This window comes from Mesorhizobium sp. W050 (assembly GCF_054719535.1).
Window position 1 is genome coordinate 5,960,624 of record NZ_JBTTIH010000001.1, and the last position, 21,628, is coordinate 5,982,251.

The 21,628-nt window shown below is 64.3% G+C and carries 19 protein-coding genes; 9 read left to right on the plus strand and 10 right to left on the minus strand.

Annotated elements, in window-relative coordinates; translation table 11 throughout:
- Nucleotides 1–45 precede the first annotated feature (45 nt).
- Nucleotides 46–909, plus strand: coding sequence for a LysR family transcriptional regulator (locus tag ACYG9Y_RS28885; protein WP_023737446.1), 864 nt, complete (start codon nucleotides 46–48; stop codon nucleotides 907–909).
- Here the strand turns inward: ACYG9Y_RS28885 and ACYG9Y_RS28890 are convergent.
- From ACYG9Y_RS28890 to ACYG9Y_RS28900, 3 genes are all read right to left on the minus strand, one after another.
- Nucleotides 906–1,277 carry a glyoxalase superfamily protein gene (locus tag ACYG9Y_RS28890; protein ID WP_023685340.1) on the minus strand — a complete coding sequence of 124 codons (372 nt, stop codon included), beginning with the start codon at nucleotides 1,275–1,277 and terminating at the stop codon, nucleotides 906–908. The two genes, ACYG9Y_RS28885 and ACYG9Y_RS28890, sit on opposite strands and share 4 nt — an antisense overlap.
- Before the next feature lie 41 nt (nucleotides 1,278–1,318).
- Complete coding sequence (locus tag ACYG9Y_RS28895) at nucleotides 1,319–3,907, minus strand: TIGR02302 family protein (RefSeq protein WP_023737447.1); 2,589 nt, start codon at nucleotides 3,905–3,907, stop codon at nucleotides 1,319–1,321.
- Nucleotides 3,908–4,043: 136 nt separating this feature from the next.
- Nucleotides 4,044–4,985 (minus strand): threonine/serine dehydratase, encoded by a 942-nt coding sequence (locus tag ACYG9Y_RS28900; RefSeq protein WP_023737448.1) that lies wholly within the window; start codon nucleotides 4,983–4,985, stop codon nucleotides 4,044–4,046.
- 50 nt (nucleotides 4,986–5,035) lie between these two features.
- On the opposite strand from ACYG9Y_RS28900, the gene ACYG9Y_RS28905 reads away from it, so the two are divergent.
- Nucleotides 5,036–5,338, plus strand: coding sequence for an ArsR/SmtB family transcription factor (locus ACYG9Y_RS28905; protein ID WP_023694025.1), 303 nt, complete (start codon nucleotides 5,036–5,038; stop codon nucleotides 5,336–5,338).
- Nucleotides 5,339–5,358: 20 nt separating this feature from the next.
- On the opposite strand, the gene lysA is transcribed toward ACYG9Y_RS28905, so the two are convergent.
- The 3 genes from lysA to argH all read right to left on the minus strand — a co-directional run bounded on the left by lysA (nucleotide 5,359) and on the right by argH (nucleotide 8,383).
- Nucleotides 5,359–6,627: a diaminopimelate decarboxylase gene (lysA, locus tag ACYG9Y_RS28910; RefSeq protein ID WP_023737449.1), complete on the minus strand. Its 1,269-nt coding sequence runs from the start codon at nucleotides 6,625–6,627 to the stop codon at nucleotides 5,359–5,361.
- Between the two features lie 80 nt (nucleotides 6,628–6,707).
- Nucleotides 6,708–6,914, minus strand: a complete 207-nt coding sequence (locus ACYG9Y_RS28915; protein WP_023673325.1) for a hypothetical protein — start codon at nucleotides 6,912–6,914, stop codon at nucleotides 6,708–6,710.
- Between the two features lie 68 nt (nucleotides 6,915–6,982).
- Nucleotides 6,983–8,383, minus strand: coding sequence for an argininosuccinate lyase (gene argH / locus ACYG9Y_RS28920; RefSeq protein WP_023737450.1), 1,401 nt, complete (start codon nucleotides 8,381–8,383; stop codon nucleotides 6,983–6,985).
- A 34-nt stretch (nucleotides 8,384–8,417) separates the two neighbouring features.
- On the opposite strand from argH, the gene tlpA reads away from it, so the two are divergent.
- The gene (tlpA, locus tag ACYG9Y_RS28925) at nucleotides 8,418–9,110 is read left to right on the plus strand and encodes a thiol:disulfide interchange protein TlpA (RefSeq protein ID WP_023737451.1); all 693 of its coding nucleotides are present in this window, start codon (nucleotides 8,418–8,420) and stop codon (nucleotides 9,108–9,110) included.
- On the opposite strand, the gene ACYG9Y_RS28930 is transcribed toward tlpA, so the two are convergent.
- Nucleotides 9,107–11,554, minus strand: coding sequence for a bifunctional diguanylate cyclase/phosphodiesterase (locus tag ACYG9Y_RS28930; protein WP_023737452.1), 2,448 nt, complete (start codon nucleotides 11,552–11,554; stop codon nucleotides 9,107–9,109). The two genes, tlpA and ACYG9Y_RS28930, sit on opposite strands and share 4 nt — an antisense overlap.
- Before the next feature lie 474 nt (nucleotides 11,555–12,028).
- Between ACYG9Y_RS28930 and ugpB the strand changes: the two genes are divergently transcribed.
- The 4 genes from ugpB to ACYG9Y_RS28950 all read left to right on the plus strand — a co-directional run bounded on the left by ugpB (nucleotide 12,029) and on the right by ACYG9Y_RS28950 (nucleotide 16,221).
- Nucleotides 12,029–13,339 (plus strand): sn-glycerol-3-phosphate ABC transporter substrate-binding protein UgpB, encoded by a 1,311-nt coding sequence (ugpB, locus tag ACYG9Y_RS28935; protein ID WP_023726977.1) that lies wholly within the window; start codon nucleotides 12,029–12,031, stop codon nucleotides 13,337–13,339.
- Between the two features lie 70 nt (nucleotides 13,340–13,409).
- Nucleotides 13,410–14,294: a sn-glycerol-3-phosphate ABC transporter permease UgpA gene (gene ugpA, locus ACYG9Y_RS28940; protein WP_023685330.1), complete on the plus strand. Its 885-nt coding sequence runs from the start codon at nucleotides 13,410–13,412 to the stop codon at nucleotides 14,292–14,294.
- Nucleotides 14,295–14,303: 9 nt separating this feature from the next.
- The gene (gene ugpE, locus ACYG9Y_RS28945; RefSeq protein ID WP_023737453.1) at nucleotides 14,304–15,152 is read left to right on the plus strand and encodes a sn-glycerol-3-phosphate ABC transporter permease UgpE; all 849 of its coding nucleotides are present in this window, start codon (nucleotides 14,304–14,306) and stop codon (nucleotides 15,150–15,152) included.
- Between the two features lie 7 nt (nucleotides 15,153–15,159).
- Entirely contained in the window at nucleotides 15,160–16,221 is a 1,062-nt protein-coding gene (locus ACYG9Y_RS28950; protein WP_023673333.1) for a sn-glycerol-3-phosphate import ATP-binding protein UgpC, read from the plus strand.
- Nucleotides 16,222–16,256: 35 nt separating this feature from the next.
- Here the strand turns inward: ACYG9Y_RS28950 and ACYG9Y_RS28955 are convergent, their stop codons facing one another.
- The 3 genes from ACYG9Y_RS28955 to ACYG9Y_RS28965 form a co-directional block, all read right to left on the minus strand.
- Nucleotides 16,257–17,339 carry an ABC transporter ATP-binding protein gene (locus ACYG9Y_RS28955; RefSeq protein ID WP_023686694.1) on the minus strand — a complete coding sequence of 361 codons (1,083 nt, stop codon included), beginning with the start codon at nucleotides 17,337–17,339 and terminating at the stop codon, nucleotides 16,257–16,259.
- Nucleotides 17,336–18,907 (minus strand): ABC transporter permease, encoded by a 1,572-nt coding sequence (locus ACYG9Y_RS28960; protein ID WP_023737454.1) that lies wholly within the window; start codon nucleotides 18,905–18,907, stop codon nucleotides 17,336–17,338. The genes ACYG9Y_RS28955 and ACYG9Y_RS28960 overlap by 4 nt, the downstream gene beginning before the upstream one ends.
- 154 nt (nucleotides 18,908–19,061) lie before the next feature.
- Nucleotides 19,062–20,069, minus strand: coding sequence for an iron ABC transporter substrate-binding protein (locus ACYG9Y_RS28965; protein ID WP_023737455.1), 1,008 nt, complete (start codon nucleotides 20,067–20,069; stop codon nucleotides 19,062–19,064).
- 204 nt (nucleotides 20,070–20,273) lie between these two features.
- Here ACYG9Y_RS28965 and ACYG9Y_RS28970 point away from each other — a divergent pair, with 204 nt between their 5' ends.
- Together ACYG9Y_RS28970 and ACYG9Y_RS28975 are read left to right on the plus strand one after the other, a co-directional pair.
- Nucleotides 20,274–20,825: a sigma-70 family RNA polymerase sigma factor gene (locus ACYG9Y_RS28970; RefSeq protein ID WP_023671665.1), complete on the plus strand. Its 552-nt coding sequence runs from the start codon at nucleotides 20,274–20,276 to the stop codon at nucleotides 20,823–20,825.
- A 1-nt stretch (nucleotide 20,826) separates the two neighbouring features.
- Nucleotides 20,827–21,465: an NrsF family protein gene (locus ACYG9Y_RS28975; RefSeq protein WP_023671666.1), complete on the plus strand. Its 639-nt coding sequence runs from the start codon at nucleotides 20,827–20,829 to the stop codon at nucleotides 21,463–21,465.
- Nucleotides 21,466–21,628 lie beyond the last annotated feature (163 nt).

Consider the following 21,628-nt stretch of genomic DNA (forward strand, 5'->3'; position numbering starts at 1 on the left):
GAATTGGAATGATACCAGCGATCAAATTTGCTTATGACGGATTCGATGCGGCCAACCCTCGACAGCGATCTCCTGCGCACCTTCGTCGCCATTGCCGAAGCGGGCAATTTCACCCGGGCGGCGGAGCAGGCCGGGCGCACCCAGTCGGCGGTGTCGATGCAGATGAAGAAGCTCGAGGAGCTGGTCGGCGACAGGCTGTTCGAACGCGGCTCGCGCGGCGTGGCACTGACGCGCCGTGGCGGCGAGCTGATCGTCAATGCCCGCCGCATCGTCTCGCTGCTCGACGAGACGGCGGCGTCGATGGCGGCGGCACCGCTTGGCGGGCCGGTGCGCATCGGCATTCCCGAGGAATATGGTCACGCCATCCTGTCGCGCGCGCTCGGCGCCTTCTCGAAGCGTCACACCAAGGTCGAGGTCACCGTGCGCTATGCACATTCCGGCGCCCAGCTGGCGGCGCTAGCCGCCGGTGAACTCGACCTCGCCGTGGTGTTCGAATGGCAGGATCCTTCCGGCGGCGAGGTGCTGATGCACGATCCGACAGTGTGGGTGACATCGAGCCTGCATCACATGCATGAGGAGCGGCCGGTGCCGATCGCGCTCTACAACAGAGCCGGCTGGTGCAAGGACTTCGCCATCAAATCGCTGGAGCAGCGTGGGCTGGCCTACCGTGTCGCCTATACCAGCGACACCACCGGCGGCCTGAAGCTCGCCGTCACCTCCGGCCTGGCGATCGCGCCGATCTCGCACAGCAATATTCCGGATGGCTGTCGTGAACTCACCGCCGCTGACGGGTTCGGCCATATCGATTCCTCGAATGTGGTGATGCACCGCAGCCCAAATGCCTCAGGCGAGGCTATCGACGGCATGCAGGAGGCGATCCGCGAGGCGTTCGTCAACCGGCCGGCTTAGTCTGTTGCATCCTCGTAGAAATGCAGCCGATTGCCGAAGGGGTCGCCGACCGACACTTCACGGGTCTGCCACGACGTGGTTTCGAGGCCCGGCCGGGCGTAGCGGTATCTCTTGCCGATCAGTTCGCGGTGCAATGCCGCGATGTCCTCGACCTTGATGCGCATGGCTATACCCGGCGCGCCGTCGCCATGATGTTCGCTCAGATGCAGGACACAGCCGTCGCGGATTACACCCATGTAGAGCGGCGCATTGTCGTCGAAGCGGTGCTCGAACTCGACCTTGAAGCCGAGAAAGTCGACATAGAATTCGCGTGCCTTGGCGATGTCGAAGATGCGCAGGATGGGCGTGACGGCACCGAGTTTCGGCATGGCGCTGATACCATTCAGTTCGACGGATGTTGCCTTGGAGGCTACTTCAGCTCCAGCAGCCGCTCGAGGTAGCTGCGCTCGATGTCGGGGCTGAGCGCGTTGCCGAGCCGCTTGCGAATCGCTTCGAGAATCTGGCGGGCGCGCTGCACGTCGATCTCGTCGGGCACCTTCACCGAATCGCCGAAATCGGGTCCGCGGCTGGCGCGCGGCCGGCCCAGCGGATCGCGGCCGGCGTCCTGTTGGCGGCCACCTTCCTGGCTGCCGCCCTGGTCGCCCTGCATCGCCTGCAGCTGCTTCATCATCTCCTTGGCGCCCTTGCGCAGCGCTTCCAGCGCGCGACCCTGGTGGCCGACTGCCTGGTCGCCTTCGCCTTCGCCAAGCGACTTTTCGGCGTTGCCCATGGATTTGCCAGCGTCGCCAAACCCCTCATTGGGCTGCATGCCCATGCCTTCCAGGCCCTTCTTCAGCTTGTCGAGTTCGCTCTGCAACTGGCCCTGGCCTTCCTGCAGCTGCTTCATCGCATCGGCGAATTCCTGCGGTGTCATCGACTTCGGCCGGGCGAGAGGATCGCGATCCTTGCCGACGCCCGGCTGGTCCGGATCGTCGCCATTGCCTTCGCCGGGCTGCTGATTATCTCCGCGCTGCATCTGGTCCATGCGATAAGTGTCGTTCATCATCTCCTGCTGGCGGCGCATGATCTCGCCCAGCTTGTCCATCTGCTGGCGCATCTCGCTGTCCTGCTCGCCGCCCTGCTGCTGACGGCCGGCCTGCAGGTTGTTCATCATGTTTTCCAGCTGCGACAGCAGCTCCTGCGCCTTGTCGCGGTCGCCCGACTTCGCCAGGTTCTCGATCTGGTCCATCATGCGGTCGATATCGCTCTGGCGCAGCTCGCGTCCGTTCTGCTGCATCTGCGGCGCGTTCGGGTTCTGCTTGGCGCGCTCGGCGAATTCCTGCAGGAATTCGTTCATCGCCTCGCGCAGTTCCTTCATCGCCTTTTCGATCTCGTCGTCGCTGGCGCCGCGCTTGATGGCGTCCTGCAGCGCCTGCTGGGCCTGGCGGAGCCGCTTTTCGGCGGACGAGAGATTGCCTTCCTCGATGCCGAGCGCGATTTCCCAGAGATAGGCAATCTCGTTGCGCAACTGATCGTCGCTGTCCGACATCTTCAGCCGGCTGCGGGCGCTCATGATGGCGAGGTAATGCGACATGTTGTCGAACGTGTCCTCGGGCCGCAGGGTGATGGCGTCCATCAGGTCGAGCACGCGCGGCTTGGCATTGGCGTCGAGCGCCAGCAGGCGGCGCTGCTCGACCACCGCCCGCGCCAGCGGGTTGGCGAAGGGCCGCTCCGGCATCACAATAGTCTTGGTTTCGCTGGTCGCGGTGTGTCCGGCATCGTCGGTGGCGACAAGCGACAGCTTGATGCTGGCGCCGGCCCAGACGTGCTCGGTGAGGTCCTTGGTGGTCTTGGCGGCGTTCGCCTTGCCGCCGCGGCGCGGCAGCGCCAGCGGCAGGTCAGGCGGACCGTAGAGCGGATGCGCATCGGGCGCCGCCGGGTCGGCCAGCGCGAAAACCGCCTTTGCGGTGGCCGCGCCATAGTCGTCGTCGATCTGGTAGTTGAGCTCGAAGGCGCCGTTGACGGCGCGCTTGGGCTCGCCGACGAAGCGGATCGTCGGCGGCTTGTCGGGGATCACCGCGAAGGCCCAGCGACCGAGATCGGCTTCGCCCGACTTCAGCGTCAGCGTGCCGTCGGCGGTCAGCTTGCCGGTGAACTGGCGCAGCTTGGGGGTCGCCGGGTTGACCGCCGCTGCCTTGACGGCCGCCACCTGTGGTCCCGACGGGTCGATGGCGCGAGCATTGCCGCCCTTGTCGGCAAAGCTTAGCGTTTCCTCGCCGGAGCCGCCGGTCACGCGCAGCGAGACGTCGCTGCCTTGCGGCACGGTGAAGGTGGCAACCGCCTGCTTGGCGTTGCCATCGATGACTGGCGCGGTCAAGAAGATGGGCGGCTTGCCGGTATAGGCCGGCGGGGTCACCCAGGCATCGATGCGGGGCGGTACGATGTCGCGCGCCGCATGGGCACTGAAACCATCGGACAGCCTGCCGCCGGACGGCCCGAAGGAGAAGGCAAAAGCGGTGACCAACAGCAGCGCCGCCACGGCACGCAATGCCCACGGATCGCGCTCCGGCACGCGCGTGCGCGGCAGGTCGGCGCCAAGGCTGCCGAGCTTGTCGGCCATGCGCTTTTGGTGTTCGCGCCACAACGCCTGGGAAAAGATGCTTTCCTTGCCGCTGGGACGGTCGGTCTGCACCAGCACCGGGCTGTGCTGCAACTGGTTGGCGGCCTCGATACGGCGGTCGATTTCAGCGGCGGATGGAAGCTTGAAGAAACGCAGCGGATAGAGCGCCGCCAGCGTGGCAATACCGAACGCCGTGACCAGGATAATACGCGCAATGTCCGGCAGCCGGGGGAAAAGGCCGAGCCAGGAGAGGCTGAGAAACAGGCTGGCGACAATGAGCAGCGGCAGAAGCAGCGGCCAGCCGCGCTCGACGGTCATCGAGACCCGTGTCGCCAGCCGGCTCAGGGCAAGCCGCCCAGCCAGGCTGCGATCGCCACTGGAAATGGGGCGTTCCGTCATCGGCCCTTCCTGCCCGGGCGGGATAGCCCGGACTCAACAAGCAGAAGTTTACCAGCAAACACGGCAAAGGCGAGGCGGTTCCGGAAAACTTGAAAAGCTTTGGCGGGTTTGCGTCCCACTTCAGTCGAAGCAAGGTTTAGAATTTCGCCGGATCGGTATTCGAGCCGCAGACAAGGACGGCGATCCGCTCGCCCGGCGCCGGCGTGTAGCGGCCGGACAGCAGCGCTGCGAAGGCCGCTGCGCCGCCCGGCTCGGGGATGATCCGCACCCGCTCCCACAGCGCCTTTTGCGCGGCGATGATGGCGTCGTCGGTGACCAGGATGGAGCGTTCGACGAAGGCCTCGGCGATCGGGAACATCATCTCGCCGACGCGTTTGGGCGCCAGCGAATCGGCGGCGACGCCTTCGGCCGGCGCATCGACGGGGTGGCCGGCTTCGAAGGCGCGATGCAGCGTCGGCGCGCCTTCGGGCTCTATGGCGATGATCCTGATGCGGCCGGCAAACCAGGCGGCGATGCCGCCGATCAGGCCGCCGCCGCCGACAGCGACCAGCAGCGTGTCGATGTCTGGCAGATCGGTTTCGATTTCGAGGCCGAGCGTGCCCTGGCCGACCAATGTTTCCTCCTGGTTGAAGGCATGGATCTGCAGCGCGCCGGTCTTTTCGGCAAAAGCCTCGCTGGCGGCCAGCGCCTCGGCATAGCGGGCGCCGCCGACCATCAGTTCGGCGCCGTAGCCGCGGATGCGCTGCAGCTTGGCCGGTGGGCTGACTTCGGGAACGAAGATCGTCGCCTTGTGGCCAAGCCGCATGGCGGCATAGGCGACCGCGGCGCCATGATTGCCGCCCGAAGCCGCAACCACGCCGGCCGCAGGCACCGGCCGTTCGAGCAGATTGGTGAAGGCGCCGCGCGCCTTGAACGAACCGGAATGCTGCAGGCATTCGAGCTTGAGGTCGACCGCCAGCGGCGGCCGGTCGAAATCGGCCATGTCGACGCGGAGCACCGGCGTGTGCCTGATATAGCGGCGGATGCGTGGTTCCATCGCGGCAATGCGTTCGCGCGTGACGGTGTTGCCGTTCGTCATGACCATCTCCTTGGGATTGACAGCAATTAGTAACTTGGCAAAATGGCTAAATGCAAGAGGTTGATGTCTTCAAGGCGATCGCCAATGAACGCAGGCTGCAGATCCTCGACTGGCTGAAGGATCCGCAGGCGCATTTCCCGGCCCAGGCAGACGGCGATCTGGTCGAGGACGGCGTTTGCGCGCTGCTGATCGCGGAGAAGCTCGGCATTACGCAGGCGACGCTCTCCGAACATATGCGCGTGCTTACCCAGGCCGGCCTGCTGCGGCCCAAGCGCATCAAGCAATGGACGTTCTACCGCCGCGACGAGGACAGGATCGCCGACACAAGGATGCTCATCCAAAACCGGCTGTAGCGCAGCCGCCGTGGCGGCTCCTATGCAAGCCAGTCGGGCACCGAATCCAGGCCGATAAGCTCGTCATAGGTCTGGCGCCGGCGTACGACATGGAAACGGTCGCCGTCGACCAGAACCTCAGGCACAAGTAGGCGGGTGTTGTAGGTGCCGGATTGCACCGCGCCATAGGCGCCGGCGGTGGTGACGGCAATGAGGTCGCCAGACTTGAGCCGGGGCAGGTCACGGTCGAGGCCGAGATAGTCGCCGGTCTCGCAGACCGGGCCGACGACGTCGACCCCCATGCGCGGCGTGTCGGCCGGCGGCTGCACCACCGGCTTGATGTCGTGGAAGGCATCGTAGAGCGTCGGCCGGATCAGATCGTTCATGGCGGCGTCGACGACGAGGAAGTTCTTGGCGTCGCCTTCCTTCACGAAGATCACTTCCGAGACCAGGATGCCGGCATTGCCAACGATCAGCCGGCCCGGCTCGAACATCACCTTCACTCCAAGCTTTGTCAGATGCTTCCTGACGATCTCGGCATAGGCATCGGGCAGAGGCGGCGGGCTGTTGTCGGTGCGGTAGGGGATGCCGAGGCCGCCGCCGAGATCGACATGCTCGACGGCGTGGCCATCGGCGCGTAGCGCGCCGACCAGTTCCGCCAGAAGCGCGAAAGCATCGTCAAAGGGCTGCAACTCGATGATCTGGCTGCCGATATGGGTATCGATGCCGATGGGCTTGGTGCCCGGCAGCCCGGCCGCGCGGGCATAGACCTGGCGCGCCCGTTGCCAGGGAATGCCGAACTTGTTCTCGGCCTTGCCGGTGGAGATCTTCCTGTGCGTCCTGGCGTCGACATCCGGGTTGATGCGCAGCGAGACCGGCGCCACCTTGCCGAGCGCGGTGGCGCGGGCCGACAGCAACTCCAGCTCCGGCTCGGATTCGACATTGAAGCAGAGAATGCCGGCCTCGAGCGCAAAATCCATTTCGCGCGCGGTCTTGCCGACGCCCGAGAATACGATCTTGCTGGCCGGGATGCCGGCGGCGAGCGCGCGGCGCATTTCGCCTTCCGAGACGGTATCGGCGCCGGCGCCGAGCTTTGCCAGCGTCCGCAGCACCGCCTGGTTGGAATTCGCCTTCAAGGCGTAACAGACCAGCGTGTCGAGACCGGCAAAGGCCCCGGCGAACACCCGGTAGTGTCTGGTCAAGGTTGCCGTCGAATAACAATAGAACGGCGTGCCGACGCTTGCGGCGATGTCTGGTATCGCCACGTCCTCGGCATGGAGCACGCCGTCGCGGTAGTCGAAATGGTTCACGAGAGTGTTTCCGGAAGTTGGAGCACGAGACCTGGTTAGCACGAGACCTGGTCAGAAAGACCAAGCCGGTCTCATCGGCCCTAGATCAGCGGGTCGAGGATGAATTTCTTGTCCACGACCGGTTTTTCCGGCTCCGGCGGCACCGGCTGTTTGGCGCGCTCGGCGTCCTTGCGGGCCTGGACGGCCGCTTCATAGGGCGTGTCGAGACCAGCCTTACGGCCGCAAGCGGTCACGGCAGCCATCGCCGTCAGCAGCGTCAGCGTCACCAAAATCCTGCTTGCGGTCATCGATCCATCCGTCCGAAACTTTATGTGCTGCGCTTTTAACCGAGTTTTAGGCGCATTGCACCCCGGCATCATGCCTTGGCGATGCGCTTTTTCCAGCTGCGGATCTGCTTCCTGACCTCCGATGGCGCGGTGCCGCCGAAACTGGTGCGGCTCTTCACCGAATTCTGCACCGCCAGAACCGAGAAGATGTCTGCCGTGATGCCGGGGTTGATCGACTGCAGATCCTCCAGCGACAGCTTTTCAAGGCTCACCTTCTTCTCTTCGGCCAACGCCACCGCGCCGCCGGTGACATGGTGTGCCTCACGGAAGGGCAGGCCCAGCGTGCGCACCAGCCAGTCGGCGAGGTCGGTCGCGGTCGCGTGGCCCGAGCCGGCGGCTTTTTTCATGGCGGCGGCATTGACCGTCATGTCGCGCACCATGCCGGTCATCGCAGCCAGCATCAAATCGAGTGTTTCGGCGGCGTCGAAGACGGATTCCTTGTCTTCCTGCATGTCCTTGCCGTAGGTCAGCGGCATGCCCTTCATCACCGTCAGCAGCCCGACGAGATGACCGGTGACGCGGCCGGTCTTCCCGCGCACCAGTTCGGCGGCGTCCGGGTTCTTCTTCTGCGGCATGATTGAGGAGCCGGTGGAGAAACTGTCCGACAGCCTTACGAAGCCGAATTGCGGCGTCGACCAGATGATGATTTCTTCGGCGAGCCGCGATAGATGCGTGGCGCAGATCGCCGCCAGGCTCAAAAACTCCAGCGCGAAATCGCGGTCGGAGACGCTGTCCAGGGAATTGCGCATCGGCTCGCGGAAGCCGAGCGCCTTGGCGGTCTTGTGGCGATCTATCGGAAAACTGGTGCCGGCAAGCGCTGCCGCGCCGAGCGGGCTTTCATCCATCCGCTCGATGGCGTCGCGGACGCGCGACAGGTCGCGCGAAAACATCTCGACATAGGCCATGCAATGGTGGCCGAAGGTCACCGGCTGCGCCGCCTGCATGTGGGTGAAGCCGGGCATCACGGTCGCCGCATGCTCCTCGGCGCGGTCGAGCAAGGCTGAGATCAGCCCCTTCAGCGCCTCGGCGACGCGAAAGCACTCGTCCTTGACCCAGAGCCGGAGATCCACCGCCACCTGGTCGTTGCGTGACCGCGCCGTGTGCAGGCGGCCGGCGGCCGGGCCGATCAGATCGGCGAGGCGGGCCTCGATGTTCATGTGAATGTCTTCCAGCCGGGTCGAGAACTCGAACGTGCCGGCCTCGATCTCTTTCAGGATCGTGTTCAGCCCGTGAGCGATCTTTTCTTGATCGGCCGCCGAAATAATGCCCGTTTCAGCCAACATCTCGCTGTGGGCGACCGAACCTCTTATGTCTTGCGCATAAAGTTTGCGGTCGAACGAGATCGACGCGTTGATCGCTTCCATGATCGAGGCCGGACCCGAGGCAAAACGTCCGCCCCACATCTGGTTGCTGGCCTTCTTGTCGCTCATCGCTATAACCCGTGCTCCGGAGCAGTCTTAGAAAATGGCAGACGGTAACAGATACTTCCCGGCCCCGCGCCTGATCCTCGCCGCTTTGGTGGCGGGCGTGCTGGCCGGCGCGGTCGCGGTATATGTCAGCGAGAGCGGGTCTGGCAACAACGCAGCCACCGGCAGCGCACCTGCGGCCGGCGCGGGCAACAGCAAGGACGATGTCGCCTGCGCCGCCAAGAGCGACCGCGCCAAAAAGGTTGCCGCCGCAGCCACCGGCCAGGTGGCGGCATTGCTGCCCGCCGATCCGCCGCAATCGCTGAAAAGCCTCGCCTTCAACGGCCCAGACGGCAAGCCGATGACGATCGCCGATCATGTCGGCAAGACCGTGCTGCTCAACTTGTGGGCGACGTGGTGCGCGCCCTGCCGCGCCGAAATGCCGGCGCTCGATACGCTGCAGAAGGAAAAGGGCAGCGATGCCTTCGAAGTGGTCGCGGTCAATGTCGATGCCGGCGACGATGTGAAGCCGAAGAAGTTCCTCGCCGATATCGGCATCGGGTCGCTCGGCTACTACCGCGATTCGACGCTGGCGCTGTTCAACGACGTCAAGACGCGCGGCTTGGCGCTAGGCCTCCCCGTCACCATGCTGATCGATGGCGAAGGCTGCCTGGTCGCGCATATGAACGGACCGGCGGAATGGTCGGGACCGGATGCCAAGCGCCTGGTCGAGGCCGCACTCGCCCCTTAGGATGAGCGCAGGGCCGCCGCCGGCGGCAGCATCAAGATGCTGCCGCCGCGTTGTTTGACGCTGGCGTCCTCTTGTGCCGCCGGCGCCGCGACGCCGGTCAGTTCGCTGAACGCCTCGATCGGGCTCGGCCGGCCTAGATAGTAGCCCTGGCCGATCTCGCAGGCCTCGGCGTCGAGGAATTTCAGCTCGCCCAGCGTCTCGACGCCCTCGGCCAAAACCGGCAGGCCGAGACCGCGGCCAAGCCCCAGAACGGCGCGCACGATGGCTGCCACCTGGCCGTTGCTGTCGACTGATTTGATGAATGAGCCGTCGATCTTGATCTTGTCGAAGGGGAAGGCGCGGAGATTGGACAGCGAGGAGTAGCCGGTTCCGAAATCGTCCATCGCCACACGCACGCCAAGCGCCTTCACCTGGCGCAAGGTCGCCAGCGCGCGCGGCATGTCCTTGACCAGCGCCGTTTCGGTGATCTCGAGTTCGAGCCTGCCGGGCGTCAGGCCGGAGCCGAGCAGGACTTCATGCACCTTGCGGCTGAAATTCGGATTGTGGAGCTGCACCGCCGAGACATTGACCGCGACGGTGAGAGGGTTCTTCCAGCGCGCAGCCTCGGCGCAGGCCGTCGCCAGCACCCATTCGCCGATCTGGATGATGACGCCGCTGTCTTCGGCCACCGGGATGAAGGTCGCCGGCGACACGTCGCCGCGCTGCGGATGGCGCCAGCGGATCAGCGCTTCGAACCCGACCATCCGCCCGCTGCTGATCTCCTTTTGTGGCTGGTAGACGAGGCGAAACTCATCGCGCGCCATGGCCTGGCGCAGTTCGTGCTCCATCACGCGCCGGTCTCGCGCCTCGGCGCCCATCGAGGCCTCGAAGTAACGGTAGGTGTCCTTGCCCTCGGCCTTGGCGCGGTAGAGCGCGGTGTCGGCGTGGCTGACCAGGAGTGTCGGCTCATCGGCGTCGAGCGGATAAAGTGCAATGCCGATGCTGGCCGACACCAGCCCGCCACCGACCGACAGCCGGTTTTCCTCGCGCATGGCCGCCAGCACCGCCTCGGCGATGCGGCCGGCCGCCTGCGGATCGGGAAGGTTCGGAGCGATGATGGCGAACTCGTCGCCGCCGAGACGCGCCAGCATCTGTCCGTGGCGGAGCACGGCGGAGGCGCATAGCGCCACCTTCTGCAGCATGGCATCGCCGGCGCCGTGCCCGAACAGGTCGTTCACTTCCTTGAAGCGGTCGAGGTCTAGCAGCAGCAGCGCAAGATGCCCGCCCTTGCCGCCGCGGTCCATTGCGGCAATTTCGGCCTCGAGCCGGCCGGAGAAACTGCGGCGGTTGGGGAGCCCGGTCAGCGGGTCGAAATGGGCGAGGCGCAGTATCTCCTGCTCGGCCTTCCGGCGTTCGCGGATGTCGCGCACGGCGACCACGCTGTGCCGCTTGCCGCAATAGTCGATGCTCCTGGCGATAAGTTCGACGGGGATGGTGGCGCCGTCATGGGCTCTGAGCTCCGCTTCCTGTGCCTGTCCGCTGCAGTCGGACATGCCGGCCGCGGTGCGTTCGCCGAAGAGATCGCCAAGCAGCATCGCGTTCAGCACTTCCGGCGCCATGCCGGTTAGCGCGGCGATGCTGTCATTGGCGCTGACGATGCGGGCGCCGTCGCAGACGATCAGCCCCTCGACGGCGGCGTTGGCGAGGCCGTGCATGCGCTCTGCCTCGAGCTTGTGACGCCGGAAACGCAGGTCGATCCACAATGCTGCGGCTGAAAGCACCAGGATAGCCATGCTGACTGCAGCGGCGGCGAAGGCCTGCGACACCGGTTCAACCGTGAACTGCGATATCTGGATGGAGGAGTCCGGGAAGATCGACACCGCGCCCATGGCGATGAAGTGCAGGCTGCAGATCGCCAGCGTCAACAGGATGGCGGCGGCGATTGTGGCCTGCATGGACGGCCGTCGCAACACGACCAGCAGCGCCAGCGCGGCGAGGGTGACGCCTGTCAGCACCGAGACGCCGACCAGCAGCGGGTTCCAGACGATGCGCCCTTCGACCTCGAAGGCGGCCATGCCGATATAGTGCATGGCGGCGATACCAGCGCCGAGGACCGCGCCGCCGACCAGAGGGTAGTCGATGCCCCGGCGCAAGGTGGCGATCCACATGCCCGCGGCGGTCAGGGCGACGGAACCGGCGAGCGAAAGCGCCGACATTTCCGCATTGTAGGCGTTGGGGATTCCGGGAGAAAAGGCAAGCATTGCGATGAAATGCGTCGCCCAGATGCCGAAGCCGGTGGAAGTGGCTGCTATCATCAGCCAGGTATAGCGGTTGCGCTCGCTCGAGCGGTCGACATGGCGAAGCAGGTTGACCGCCGAGAAGGAAGAAATACCGCAAATGAGCGCTGCCAGTGCGACCAGTCTCAGATCGTGCTCATGCACGATACAATTATAGACCGTCAGCATCTCGCCCCACCTGCTCTCCCACAGCAATCAAGCCGTCCACTTGATTAGTATGTCGCGCTTGACGAAGAATCGGTTATGCGAACTACAACTACAGCGGGTTTTTCGGGTTGTACCTTGCGGCGATCCTGTCTCATTCCAGACAGGGTCACAGCAGCGCTTGGCGCGATGCCGCTCTACCGATCTCGATCTGGCCGAGCGCCGGTATGGCGGCCGCATGGTACAGGTGCGTGGCGCTGTCACGGGGGCCCTTCATGCATCGCCGGCGGTCGGCGATCGTCGCAGGCCCACCGCGCCCATGTATCGCTGAGCCGGCTTGGCATTTCTCTCTGTCCTCGTTGCAGAGCGAGGGGGCGCGAAGTTAGCCGGGTATGAAATTCACGAAACAGCAACAAATCCGTTGTCCGATTGTCATCAGCGACACATATTGCGTTCGCGGGAGCGCCCCTTTCGCCAATGACAAACGGGAGATGAAACATGAAGTTGTTCGGCTTTGCGGCCGGTGTTGCCGCCACCTTGACCCTGCTTTCCACCACCTCCGCCTTCACCGCCACCCAGATCAGTTGGTGGCATGCAATGACCGGCGCCAATGCCGAGGTGGTCGACAAGATCGCCAAGGATTTCAATGCCAGCCAGAGCGACTATGAAATTCTCCCTGTTTTCAAGGGCACCTATCCCGAAACGCTGAATGCCGGCATCGCTGCCTTTCGTGCGGGGCAAGCGCCCGACATCATCCAGGTGTTCGACGTGGGTACCGGCGTCATGATGGCCGCCGAAGGTGCGATCAAGCCGGTGGCCGATGTGCTGACCAGCGCCGGCGTGACCTTCGACAAGAGCCAGTATTTGCCCGGCATCGTCGGCTACTATTCGAAGCCGGACGGGACCATGCTGTCCTTCCCCTATAATTCCTCGTCGCCCATCCTCTACTACAACAAGGATATCTTCCAGAAGGCCGGGCTTGATGTGAACAATCCGCCAAAGACCTGGAACGAGGTGTGGGAAGCCGCCAAGAAGATCAAGGCGAGCGGCGCCGCTTCCTGCGGCTATACCTCGACCTGGTTGACCTGGATCCACCTTGAGGCCTTCGCTGCCTGGAATGACGTTTCCTATGGCACCAACCAGAACGGACTTGCCGGAACCGACGTCGAGCTCAAGATCAATGCGCCGATCTTCGTCAATCATTTCCAGGCGCTCGCCGACCTGGCCAAGGACGGCACCTTCAAATATGGCGGCCGTACATCCGAAGCCAAGCAGATCTTTCTTGCCGGAGAATGCGGCATCTTCACCGAATCGTCGGGGGGTCTCGGTGACATCGTCAAGTCGGGCATGAACTACGGCATCGGCCAGCTTCCCTATGATAGTGACGCCAAGGGCGCGCCCCAGAACACCACGCCGGGCGGCGCCAGCCTGTGGGTGTTCGGCAACAAATCGGACGAGGAATACAAGGGCGTCGCGGCGTTCTTCTCCTACCTGTCCAAGACCGAAGTGCAGGAGTATCTGCATCAGAAGTCGGGTTATCTGCCGGTGACGCTCGCTGCCTATGAGGCGACCAAGAAGTCCGGCTTCTATGACAAGAACCCGGGCCGTGAGACGCCGATCCTGCAGATGCTGGGCAAGGCGCCGACCGAGAACTCGAAGGGCGTGCGCCTCGTCAACCTGCCGCAGGTGCGCGACATCGAGAATGAGGAGTTCGAGAAGATGCTGGCCGGCCAGCAGACTGCGCAGCAGGCGCTCGACAACGCGGTCGCACGCGGCAACAAGGCGATTCAGGAAGCGATCGGAAACTGAAGCGATTGTCAGTTGAACCTCGTCCACGCGGACCCGCGTGGACGATTTCCTGAATAGTGAGGGAATCACCCTGTCTCCACGCGTCGTCTTTCCCAACAAGACCCTGCCTTACCTGCTGGTGGCGCCGCAACTCGCCATTACGCTGATCTTTTTCTACTGGCCGACCGGGCAGGCGCTCTACCAGTCGATGCTTAGGGAAGACCCGTTCGGGCTGAAGAGCAAGTTCGTCGGGCTCGCCAATTTTCGCAAGGTGCTGGCCGACCCGGCCTACCTCAACTCGATCAAAGTTACGCTGGTGTTCTCTCTGGCGACCGCGATGGTCGCCATGGGTGTGGCCCTGTTGCTTGCCGTCATGGCCGAGAAGGTGGTGCGCGGCAAAGGCCTTTATCGCACGCTGCTGATCTGGCCGTATGCGGTGGCGCCGGCGATTGCCGGCATGTTGTGGCTGTTTCTGTTCAACCCCTCGATCGGTTCGCTGGCCTACGCCTTGAGAGGTCTCGGCATCGCCTGGGATCCCTTGCTTAACGGAAACCAAGCCATGATCCTGCTGGTATCTGCGGCTGCCTGGAAGCAGATCAGCTACAATTTCCTGTTCTTCGTCGCCGGGCTGCAGGCGGTGCCGAAGACGTTGATAGAGGCGGCGGCCATGGACGGCGCCGGGGAGACGAAGCGCTTCTGGACCATCGTCTTCCCGCTGCTCGCACCGACGACCTTCTTCCTGCTGGTCGTCAACACTGTCTATGCGCTGTTCGACACTTTCGGTATCGTTCATGCCGTCACCGGCGGCGGGCCAGGCAAGGCCACCGAGACGCTGGTCTACAAGGTCTACAATGACGGTTTCGTCAATTTGATCCTCGGCGATTCGGCCGCGCAGTCGGTCATCCTGATGGTCATCGTCATCTCACTCACGGCCATCCAGTTCCGCTATGTGGAACGCAAAGTCCACTACGGTTGAGCGCGAGCGATGATTGGTCAGTCCCCGCTTCGCGCCCTCATCGCCCACGCCGTGCTCATCCTGGGCATCCTGATCGTCGCTTTCCCGATCTACTACACCTTCGTTGCCTCCACGCAGACGCTGCAGACCATCCTCAAGCCGCCATTGCCTCTTTTGCCCGGCGACCAGGTCTGGAACAATTACAGCGAGGCGCTGTTCGGCGGTGTCGGCCGCATCGGCGGCGTCAGTGTCGGCCGATTGCTGCTCAACACCACGATCATGGCGCTCGGCATCGCGGTGGGGAAGATTTTCATCTCGATCCTTTCGGCCTATGCGATCGTGTTCTTCCGTTTTCCGCTTCGGATGGTCTTCTTCTGGCTGATCTTCATCACGCTGATGCTTCCCGTCGAGGTGCGCATCCTGCCGACCTACAAGGTGATGGTCGATCTCGGCATGATCGACACCTATGCCGGCCTGATCATTCCGCTGATCGCCTCGGCCACCGCCACGCTTCTGTTTCGCCAGTTCTTCATGACCATCCCAGGTGAGTTGGTGGAAGCGGCGCGTGTCGACGGCGCCGGACCATGGCGCTTCTTTTTCGACATCCTGCTGCCGCTGTCGCGCACCAACATCGCGGCGCTGTTCGTCATCCTCTTCATTTATGGCTGGACGCAGTACCTGTGGCCGCTGCTCGTCACCAACAGCAATGACATGAACACCATCGTCATCGCACTCAGAAAGATGGTCTCCTTCGCCGATGCCGATACCCAATGGCATCTGGTCATGGTCACCGCGATGATGGCCATACTGCCGCCGATCCTGATCGTGGTGCTGATGCAACGCTGGTTCGTGCGCGGACTGGTCGATACCGAAAAGTGAGAAGCTGATGGCGACCATCGATCTGAAGGATGTGAAGAAAGTCTATCCCGGCGGCGTCGAGGCGGTGAGGGGTGTCTCGATCGCCATACCCGACAAGGAGCTTTGCGTGCTGGTTGGGCCGTCCGGCTGCGGCAAGTCCACGCTGCTGCGGATGATCGCCGGGCTTGAGACCATTTCTTCCGGCACCGTCGCCATCGACGGCAAGATCGTCAACACGATCGGTCCGACCGAGCGCGACATCGCCATGGTGTTCCAGAACTATGCGCTCTATCCACATATGAAGGTCTACGACAACATGGCCTACGGGTTGCGCAACCGGGGTACTCCCAAGGACGAGATCGACAGCAGGGTTCGCTCGACCGCCAAGGTGCTGGAGCTCACGGCGCTGCTCGACCGGCGCCCGCGCGAGCTTTCCGGCGGCCAGCGCCAGCGCGTGGCCATGGGTCGCGCAATCGTGCGCAATCCAAAAGTCTTCCTGTTCGACGAACCGCTTTCCAACCTCGACGCCAAACTGCGCGGCCAGATGCGGGTCGAAATCAAGAATTTGCAGCGCTCGCTCGGTGTCACCTCGGTCTACGTCACCCACGACCAGCTTGAGGCGATGACGCTGGCCGATATTCTCGTCGTCATGAATGGCGGGTTGGTCGAGCAGACGGGCGCGCCGCTCGACATCTACGAGAAGCCGGCATCGACCTTCGTCGCCTCCTTCATCGGAGCGCCGCCGATGAACCTTCTGCCTCTTTCGCAAGGACCGGCTGGTCCGGCGCTGACCGACGGCAAGACGGTTGACTTCGCGCCTACGAACGCCGCCACGCTTGGCTTCCGCCCTGAGGATGCCGACGTCACCTTCAGTGCCGAGGCATCATCCGGCGCGCTTATTCTGCCTGCGGCGGTCGAGGCGGTCGAACCTGTGGGAGCCGAAAGCTTTCTTCACTGTGCCGCCGGCGGCAACCGCATCGTCGTGCGTGTGGCCGGCCGCGCCACGGCCAAACCCGGCGATCAACTGCGCGTCGTGGCCAGGGCCGAGAAGCTGCATTGGTTCGACAATGCTGGGAAACGAGTCGATTGACGCAGCCGCTCGCGCCAATCCGACGCATCGGCAGTTCAGGCGAAGACATGCGCCTTGCCGGAAACTGTCAGACGCACGATCTCGCCGACGGCAGGTGCGTCGATTCCCGGCTTGCGTAAGGTCAGCGGTGTGCTGCCGATCGCCGCGGCGTCCGGCGGATCGGGGTTGTTCAACAGCCGCACGGCAATGGTGCACATCGAGCCTGCGAATTCCGAGTCCGTCACCTCGGCGAATATCGTGCCCGCAGGACCCGACATGCCTTCGCGCGACGTGCGCTTTACCTGCACCTGCTCCGGTCGCAGCATGATGCGGGCGATGTCGCGCCGCTCCTTCGAGTCGACGGCTATGCGACCAAGCGAGGAGGTGGCGAAGCCGCCTGAAATCTTTGCCGGCAAGATGATGGCGTCGCCAAGAAACTCGGCAACCATGCGGTCTTTCGGCTGCAGATAGAGTTCTCGCGGTGTGCCGATCTGAGAGAACTTTCCGTCGCGCATGACCGCCACCTGGCTGGCGAAGGACAGCGCCTCGGCCTGGTCGTGGGTGACCAGGATGGTGGTGATGCCGGCGGCTTCGAGTAGTTCGGCGACGGCCTTGCGCATCGAGGCGCGCAGACCGGTGTCGAGCGCCGAGAACGGTTCGTCGAGCAACATCAGCCTGGGCTTCATCGCCATGGCGCGGGCCAGCGCCACGCGCTGCTGCTGGCCGCCGGAGAGCTGGTGCGGGCGGCGCTTGAGGATCGCCTTGTCCAGCCCGACGGTATAGGCGAGCTCGGCGATGCGCTCGGCGCGCTGGTCCTCGCCGCGGGCCATGCCAAAGCCGATATTGTCGCCGATGCTGAGATGCGGGAACAGGGCGCCGTCCTGCGCCACCAGGCCGATGCCGCGGCGGTGCGCCGGCACCGCATGGCCGCCATTGGCCAGCACCTCGCCGTCGAGCACGACGCGGCCCTGGTCGGGCGCCTCGAAGCCGGCGATCAGCCGCAGCAACGTCGTCTTGCCGCAGCCGGACGGGCCGACGATCGCGGTGCGACTGCCGCTTGCGGCGCTGAGCTCGATGCCGGCAAGGGCTGCGACCGGGCCGTAGTGCTTGGTGAGGCCACTGATTTCGAGAAAGCTCATCGCCCGGCCATCCGTTTCGACTGGACATAGAGCAGCCAAGTCAGCGGCAGCGACATCGCCACCATGATGAAGGCGTAAGGGGCGGCGGAGGCATAGTCGATCTCGCCGCTATAGGACCAGAACGCCATGGCCAGCGTGCGCGTGCCGTTGGGCGCCAGCATCTGGGTGGCGGTCAGCTCGTTCATGATGCCGAGCGCGACCAGCGCCATGCCGGCCGCAGCCCCCGGCGCCGACAGGCGAATCGTTGTCGACCAAAGCGCCTTCAGCGGCGGCCGGCCAAGGCTGGCGGCGGCGCGTTCGAGCTCGACCGGCGCCTGTGCGATCGAGGCTCTGAGGCTGATCAAGGCGCGCGGCAGGAACATCAGGGCATAGGCGACCAGGATTGTGAACAGCGTCTGGTAGAGCGGCATGGCGATGCGCACGGTAATGGTGACCAAGGCCAGCGCGATGACCACGCCGGGCAGCGAACCGACAATGTAGTTGCAGCCTTCGAGCAGCCGCTGCAGCGGTCCCGGCGCGCGGATCGAGATCCAGGCCATCGGCATGGCGGCGATGGTCGCAAGCAAGGCGCCGGCCAGCGCCAGGAACAGTGTCTGGCCAAGCGCCAGGCCGATCTCGTCCAAACGCCAGACATCGGCGCCGCCGGCGACCAGCCAGCGGCCGATGGTGACGAAGGGCACGCCGATGGCGAGAAGCGTGGCGATGGCAGGCAGAGCCAGGCAGGGCAGGGTGGCGCGACCGAGCCTGGTGCGCTGCTGGCGGCGCGCGGCACCCGAGCCTACGCGGGCATAGCGTTCCTCGCCGCGCACCAGCACCTCCAGCGCGAGCAGCACGAAGCAGCAAGTCACCAGGACGCCGGCCAGCATGTTGGCGGCGGGACCGTTGAAGGTCGACTGGAACTGGTCGACGATCGCCGTGGTGAAAGTGTCGAAGCGGATGAAGACGTAGAGGCCGTATTCGGCCAGCAGATGCAGGCCGACCAGCAGCGCGCCGCCGCAAATGGCCAGTCTCAGCTGCGGCAGCACGACACGCCAAAACACCCGCCATGGTCCAAGGCCGAGTGCTGCGGCTGCGTCCTCCAAAGCAGGATCGAGCCGGCGCAGAGCCGCCGCCAGCGGCAGATAGAGGAACGGGAAATAGGCGAGAACCGAGACCAGCACGCCGGCCCACAGGCCGTGCAAGGTCGGCACCATGGTGATCCAGGCGTAGGAATGCACGAAGGCGGGGATGGCGAGCGGCGCCACCGACAGCCAAGCCCACAGGCGGGCGCCGGGCAGGTCGCTGCGCTCGGTCAGCCATGCCAGCGTCACCGACAGCACGGTGGCGATCGGCACGGTGAGCGCCACCAGAAGCACGGTGTTGACCAGAAGTTCGCCGACGCGCGGCCGGAAGACCAGGGCCGAAGCAGTGTCCCAGCCGATCTGCACACCGATCCAGATGATGAACGCCAGCGGCAGCAGCGACAGCAGCGAGACAATTATGGCGGCAAGCGCGATCCAGGACATGGGCTTCCGGCGGGACCGCCCGACTGTCTGGCCTGAACGTGCGAGATCGACGGCAGTTTGCATCAGCTCGACCGCGCCACTGCCGCCGGGGCGGGGGCGCCGCAGGCGCGGCCGGAAACGCAATATGTCGTCATGGACGAAGCCATCCCGAAAACAGAGCGCTCCTGCGGAAAGCCTCGCAGGAGCGCAAACGTTGCCCTTTTAGGACGAACGCGGACTAAAGCAAGCCGGCTGCCGTCATCAGGTCGGTCACCTTTTTGGAGTTCAGTGTCGCCGGATCGACCTTCGGCGCCTGCAGGTCGGCCAGCGGCACCAGCTTGGGATTGGACTGCGCGTCCTTGCCGATAGCGTATTCGAAGGACGTGCCGGTCTTCAGCACGTCCTGGCCGCCTTTGCCGGTCACCCATTTGAGGAACGCCTGGGCTTCCTTCGGGTGGTTGCTCGAGGCGAGCACGCCGCCGCCGGAGATCGAGACGAAAGCGCCGGGATCCTGGTTCTTGAAATAATGCAGTTCGACGTTCTTGCTGTTTTCGCCGGTCTTTGCCTGATCGCCGAAATAGTAATAGTGGTAGATGATTCCGCCTTCGATCTCGCCGGCATTGACCGCCTTCATCACCGTGCCGTTGCCCTTGTAGGCGGTGAAATTCTCCTTCATGGCCTTCAGCCAGTCGGCGGTTGCGGCTTCGCCCTTGAGCTCGAGCAGCGCGCTGACGATGGCCTGAAAATCGGCGCCGGAAGGCGAGGCTGCCCAGCGGCCTTTCCAGGCGGGATCGGCGAGATCGAGCATCGATTTGGGCAGCTTTTCGGCCGTGAGCTTGGTCTTGTTGTAGGCAAAGACGGTGCTGCGCGCCGCGACACCCACCCATTTGCCGGTGCTCGGCTGGAATTCGGCCGGGACTTGCGCCAGCGTGTCGGCGTCGACCGGCGCGAAAAGGCCCGCCGCTTCGACCAGAGTCATGGCCGGCGAGTTCTCGGTCAGGAACACGTCGGCCGGCGAAGAAGCGCCCTCGGCGACGATCTGGTTGGAGAAATCGCTGTCGCCGCCATTGCGCAGCGTGACCTTGATGCCGGTTTCCTTGGTGAAACCTTCGACCCATTCCTTGGCCAGGCTCTCATGCTGGGCGTTGTAGACGATGATCCCGGCATCCGCGGCCATCGCCGGCCCGGCGATCATGCTCACGGCCAGCGCTGTGGCCCCCGCTAGGGTGGAGAGCGTGTATCTCATGGCGTCATCCTCAATCTCGGTGGTTCTGGTTTCGCAGGCTGCACCTATCGATACCTGACAGCAGTAGTCAACATTGCTCGGCTGCTTCAATCGGTCGCCGCTCCCGCAAACTTTCGTGATTTTGCGGCACTTTGGCTTGGACATCATTTCGCCGGACACGTAACAAATCGGTGCCGAGGCGCGAAGATCGGGGAGTGAACTCTTGTGAGCGGCAAGGATGAGGCCGAGCTTTCCCGGCTGATGCGGGCCGCGATCGCGGGAGATGAAAGGGCCTACGCCGACTTTTTGCACCGGATCGCCGCGCTGGTTCGCGGCTTTGCGAGGCGCAAGATCGTACAGGGCGGGGTCGATCCCGAGGATGTCGTGCAGGAAACCTTGCTGGCCATTCATGTGAAACGGCATACCTGGCGCCAGGACGCGCCGGTGTTGCCATGGATCTATGCGATAGCCCGCTTCAAGCTGATCGATGCTTTCCGGCGGCGCGGACGGCGCATCGAAATCGAGATCGACGAGATCGCCGAGACCTTTGCCGAGCCGGAAACCGAGACCGTCAGCGAACGCGACATCAACCGGGCGCTGGACGGACTGCCGGCTGCGCAGCGTTCCGTCGTTTCTTCGATCTCGGTCGACGGCCGCTCCATCGGCGAGACGGCGGCCAGGCTCGGCGTCAGCGAGACGGCGGTGCGGGTGTCGCTGCATCGCGGGCTTGCCGCGATCGCCAAGCGATTTGGGCAGGGGCGCTTCGGGCGGCAGTGACATGAGGACGGAGGATCTCATCAAGGCACTCGACGCCGACACAAGCAGCAAGGCGATGCCGCTGCGCTCGGCCTGGTTGATGGCGGCGGCAGCCGCGGCGGTGATCGCGGCTCTGGTCTTCTTTCTCACCATCGGCCCGCGTCCCGACATCATGACCGCCATGCACACGATGCGGTTCCTGGCGAAGTTCGTGTTCACCATCGTGCTCGCCGTCACCGCCTTTGGCCTGGTCCGGGCGTTGTCGACGCCGGGCGCTTCGACGGCAAGAGCCGCGGCCTGGATGCTGGCGGCGCCGCTGCTGGTGGCCGTGGCGGTGGCTCTCGAACTGTTCATGGTGCCGGAGCCGATGTGGAGCACGCGCATGGTCGGCTCCAACATGATGATCTGCATGGGCTTCATCCCGCTGATCGGAATCGGCCCGCTTGCCGTCTTCCTGTGGATGCTGCGCTATGGCGCGCCGACGCGGCCGGTGTTGGCCGGGGCGGTCGCGGGACTGCTCGCCGGCGGCCTGGCGGCAACCTTCTACGCCGCGCACTGCTTCGACGATTCGCCGCTTTTCGTCGCCACCTGGTACACGCTCGCCATCGCCGTCCTCGCCGGTCTGGGCGCGCTCGGGGGACGGTTCTTCGTGCGCTGGTGACCGGGCGGTTCAAGATCGCCCAATAATCACCGATCCTTAATCATGCCGGCAATTGTTTGCGGGTTCACCGTGTTGCCGGTGGCTCCGGCGCAACCTTTCCTTAAAATCGATCATCCAGTGTTTTTTGCAGAAATGTGTTGCGCATGGGGTGGCATGCACAGTG

Coding starts and splice junctions, on each gene's coding strand:
- tlpA (WP_023737451.1), top strand. CDS start 8,418: ATGGCAGACGGTAACAGATACTTCCCGGCCCCGCGCCTGATCCTCGCC.
- ACYG9Y_RS28895 (WP_023737447.1), bottom strand. CDS start 3,907: ATGACGGAACGCCCCATTTCCAGTGGCGATCGCAGCCTGGCTGGGCGG.
- ACYG9Y_RS28975 (WP_023671666.1), top strand. CDS start 20,827: ATGAGGACGGAGGATCTCATCAAGGCACTCGACGCCGACACAAGCAGC.
- argH (WP_023737450.1), bottom strand. CDS start 8,383: ATGAGCGACAAGAAGGCCAGCAACCAGATGTGGGGCGGACGTTTTGCC.
- ACYG9Y_RS28965 (WP_023737455.1), bottom strand. CDS start 20,069: ATGAGATACACGCTCTCCACCCTAGCGGGGGCCACAGCGCTGGCCGTG.
- ACYG9Y_RS28915 (WP_023673325.1), bottom strand. CDS start 6,914: ATGACCGCAAGCAGGATTTTGGTGACGCTGACGCTGCTGACGGCGATG.
- ACYG9Y_RS28905 (WP_023694025.1), top strand. CDS start 5,036: ATGCAAGAGGTTGATGTCTTCAAGGCGATCGCCAATGAACGCAGGCTG.
- ACYG9Y_RS28900 (WP_023737448.1), bottom strand. CDS start 4,985: ATGACGAACGGCAACACCGTCACGCGCGAACGCATTGCCGCGATGGAA.
- ugpB (WP_023726977.1), top strand. CDS start 12,029: ATGAAGTTGTTCGGCTTTGCGGCCGGTGTTGCCGCCACCTTGACCCTG.
- ACYG9Y_RS28890 (WP_023685340.1), bottom strand. CDS start 1,277: ATGCCGAAACTCGGTGCCGTCACGCCCATCCTGCGCATCTTCGACATC.
- ACYG9Y_RS28955 (WP_023686694.1), bottom strand. CDS start 17,339: ATGAGCTTTCTCGAAATCAGTGGCCTCACCAAGCACTACGGCCCGGTC.
- ACYG9Y_RS28960 (WP_023737454.1), bottom strand. CDS start 18,907: ATGCAAACTGCCGTCGATCTCGCACGTTCAGGCCAGACAGTCGGGCGG.
- ACYG9Y_RS28885 (WP_023737446.1), top strand. CDS start 46: ATGCGGCCAACCCTCGACAGCGATCTCCTGCGCACCTTCGTCGCCATT.
- ACYG9Y_RS28950 (WP_023673333.1), top strand. CDS start 15,160: ATGGCGACCATCGATCTGAAGGATGTGAAGAAAGTCTATCCCGGCGGC.
- ACYG9Y_RS28930 (WP_023737452.1), bottom strand. CDS start 11,554: ATGCTGACGGTCTATAATTGTATCGTGCATGAGCACGATCTGAGACTG.
- ugpE (WP_023737453.1), top strand. CDS start 14,304: ATGATTGGTCAGTCCCCGCTTCGCGCCCTCATCGCCCACGCCGTGCTC.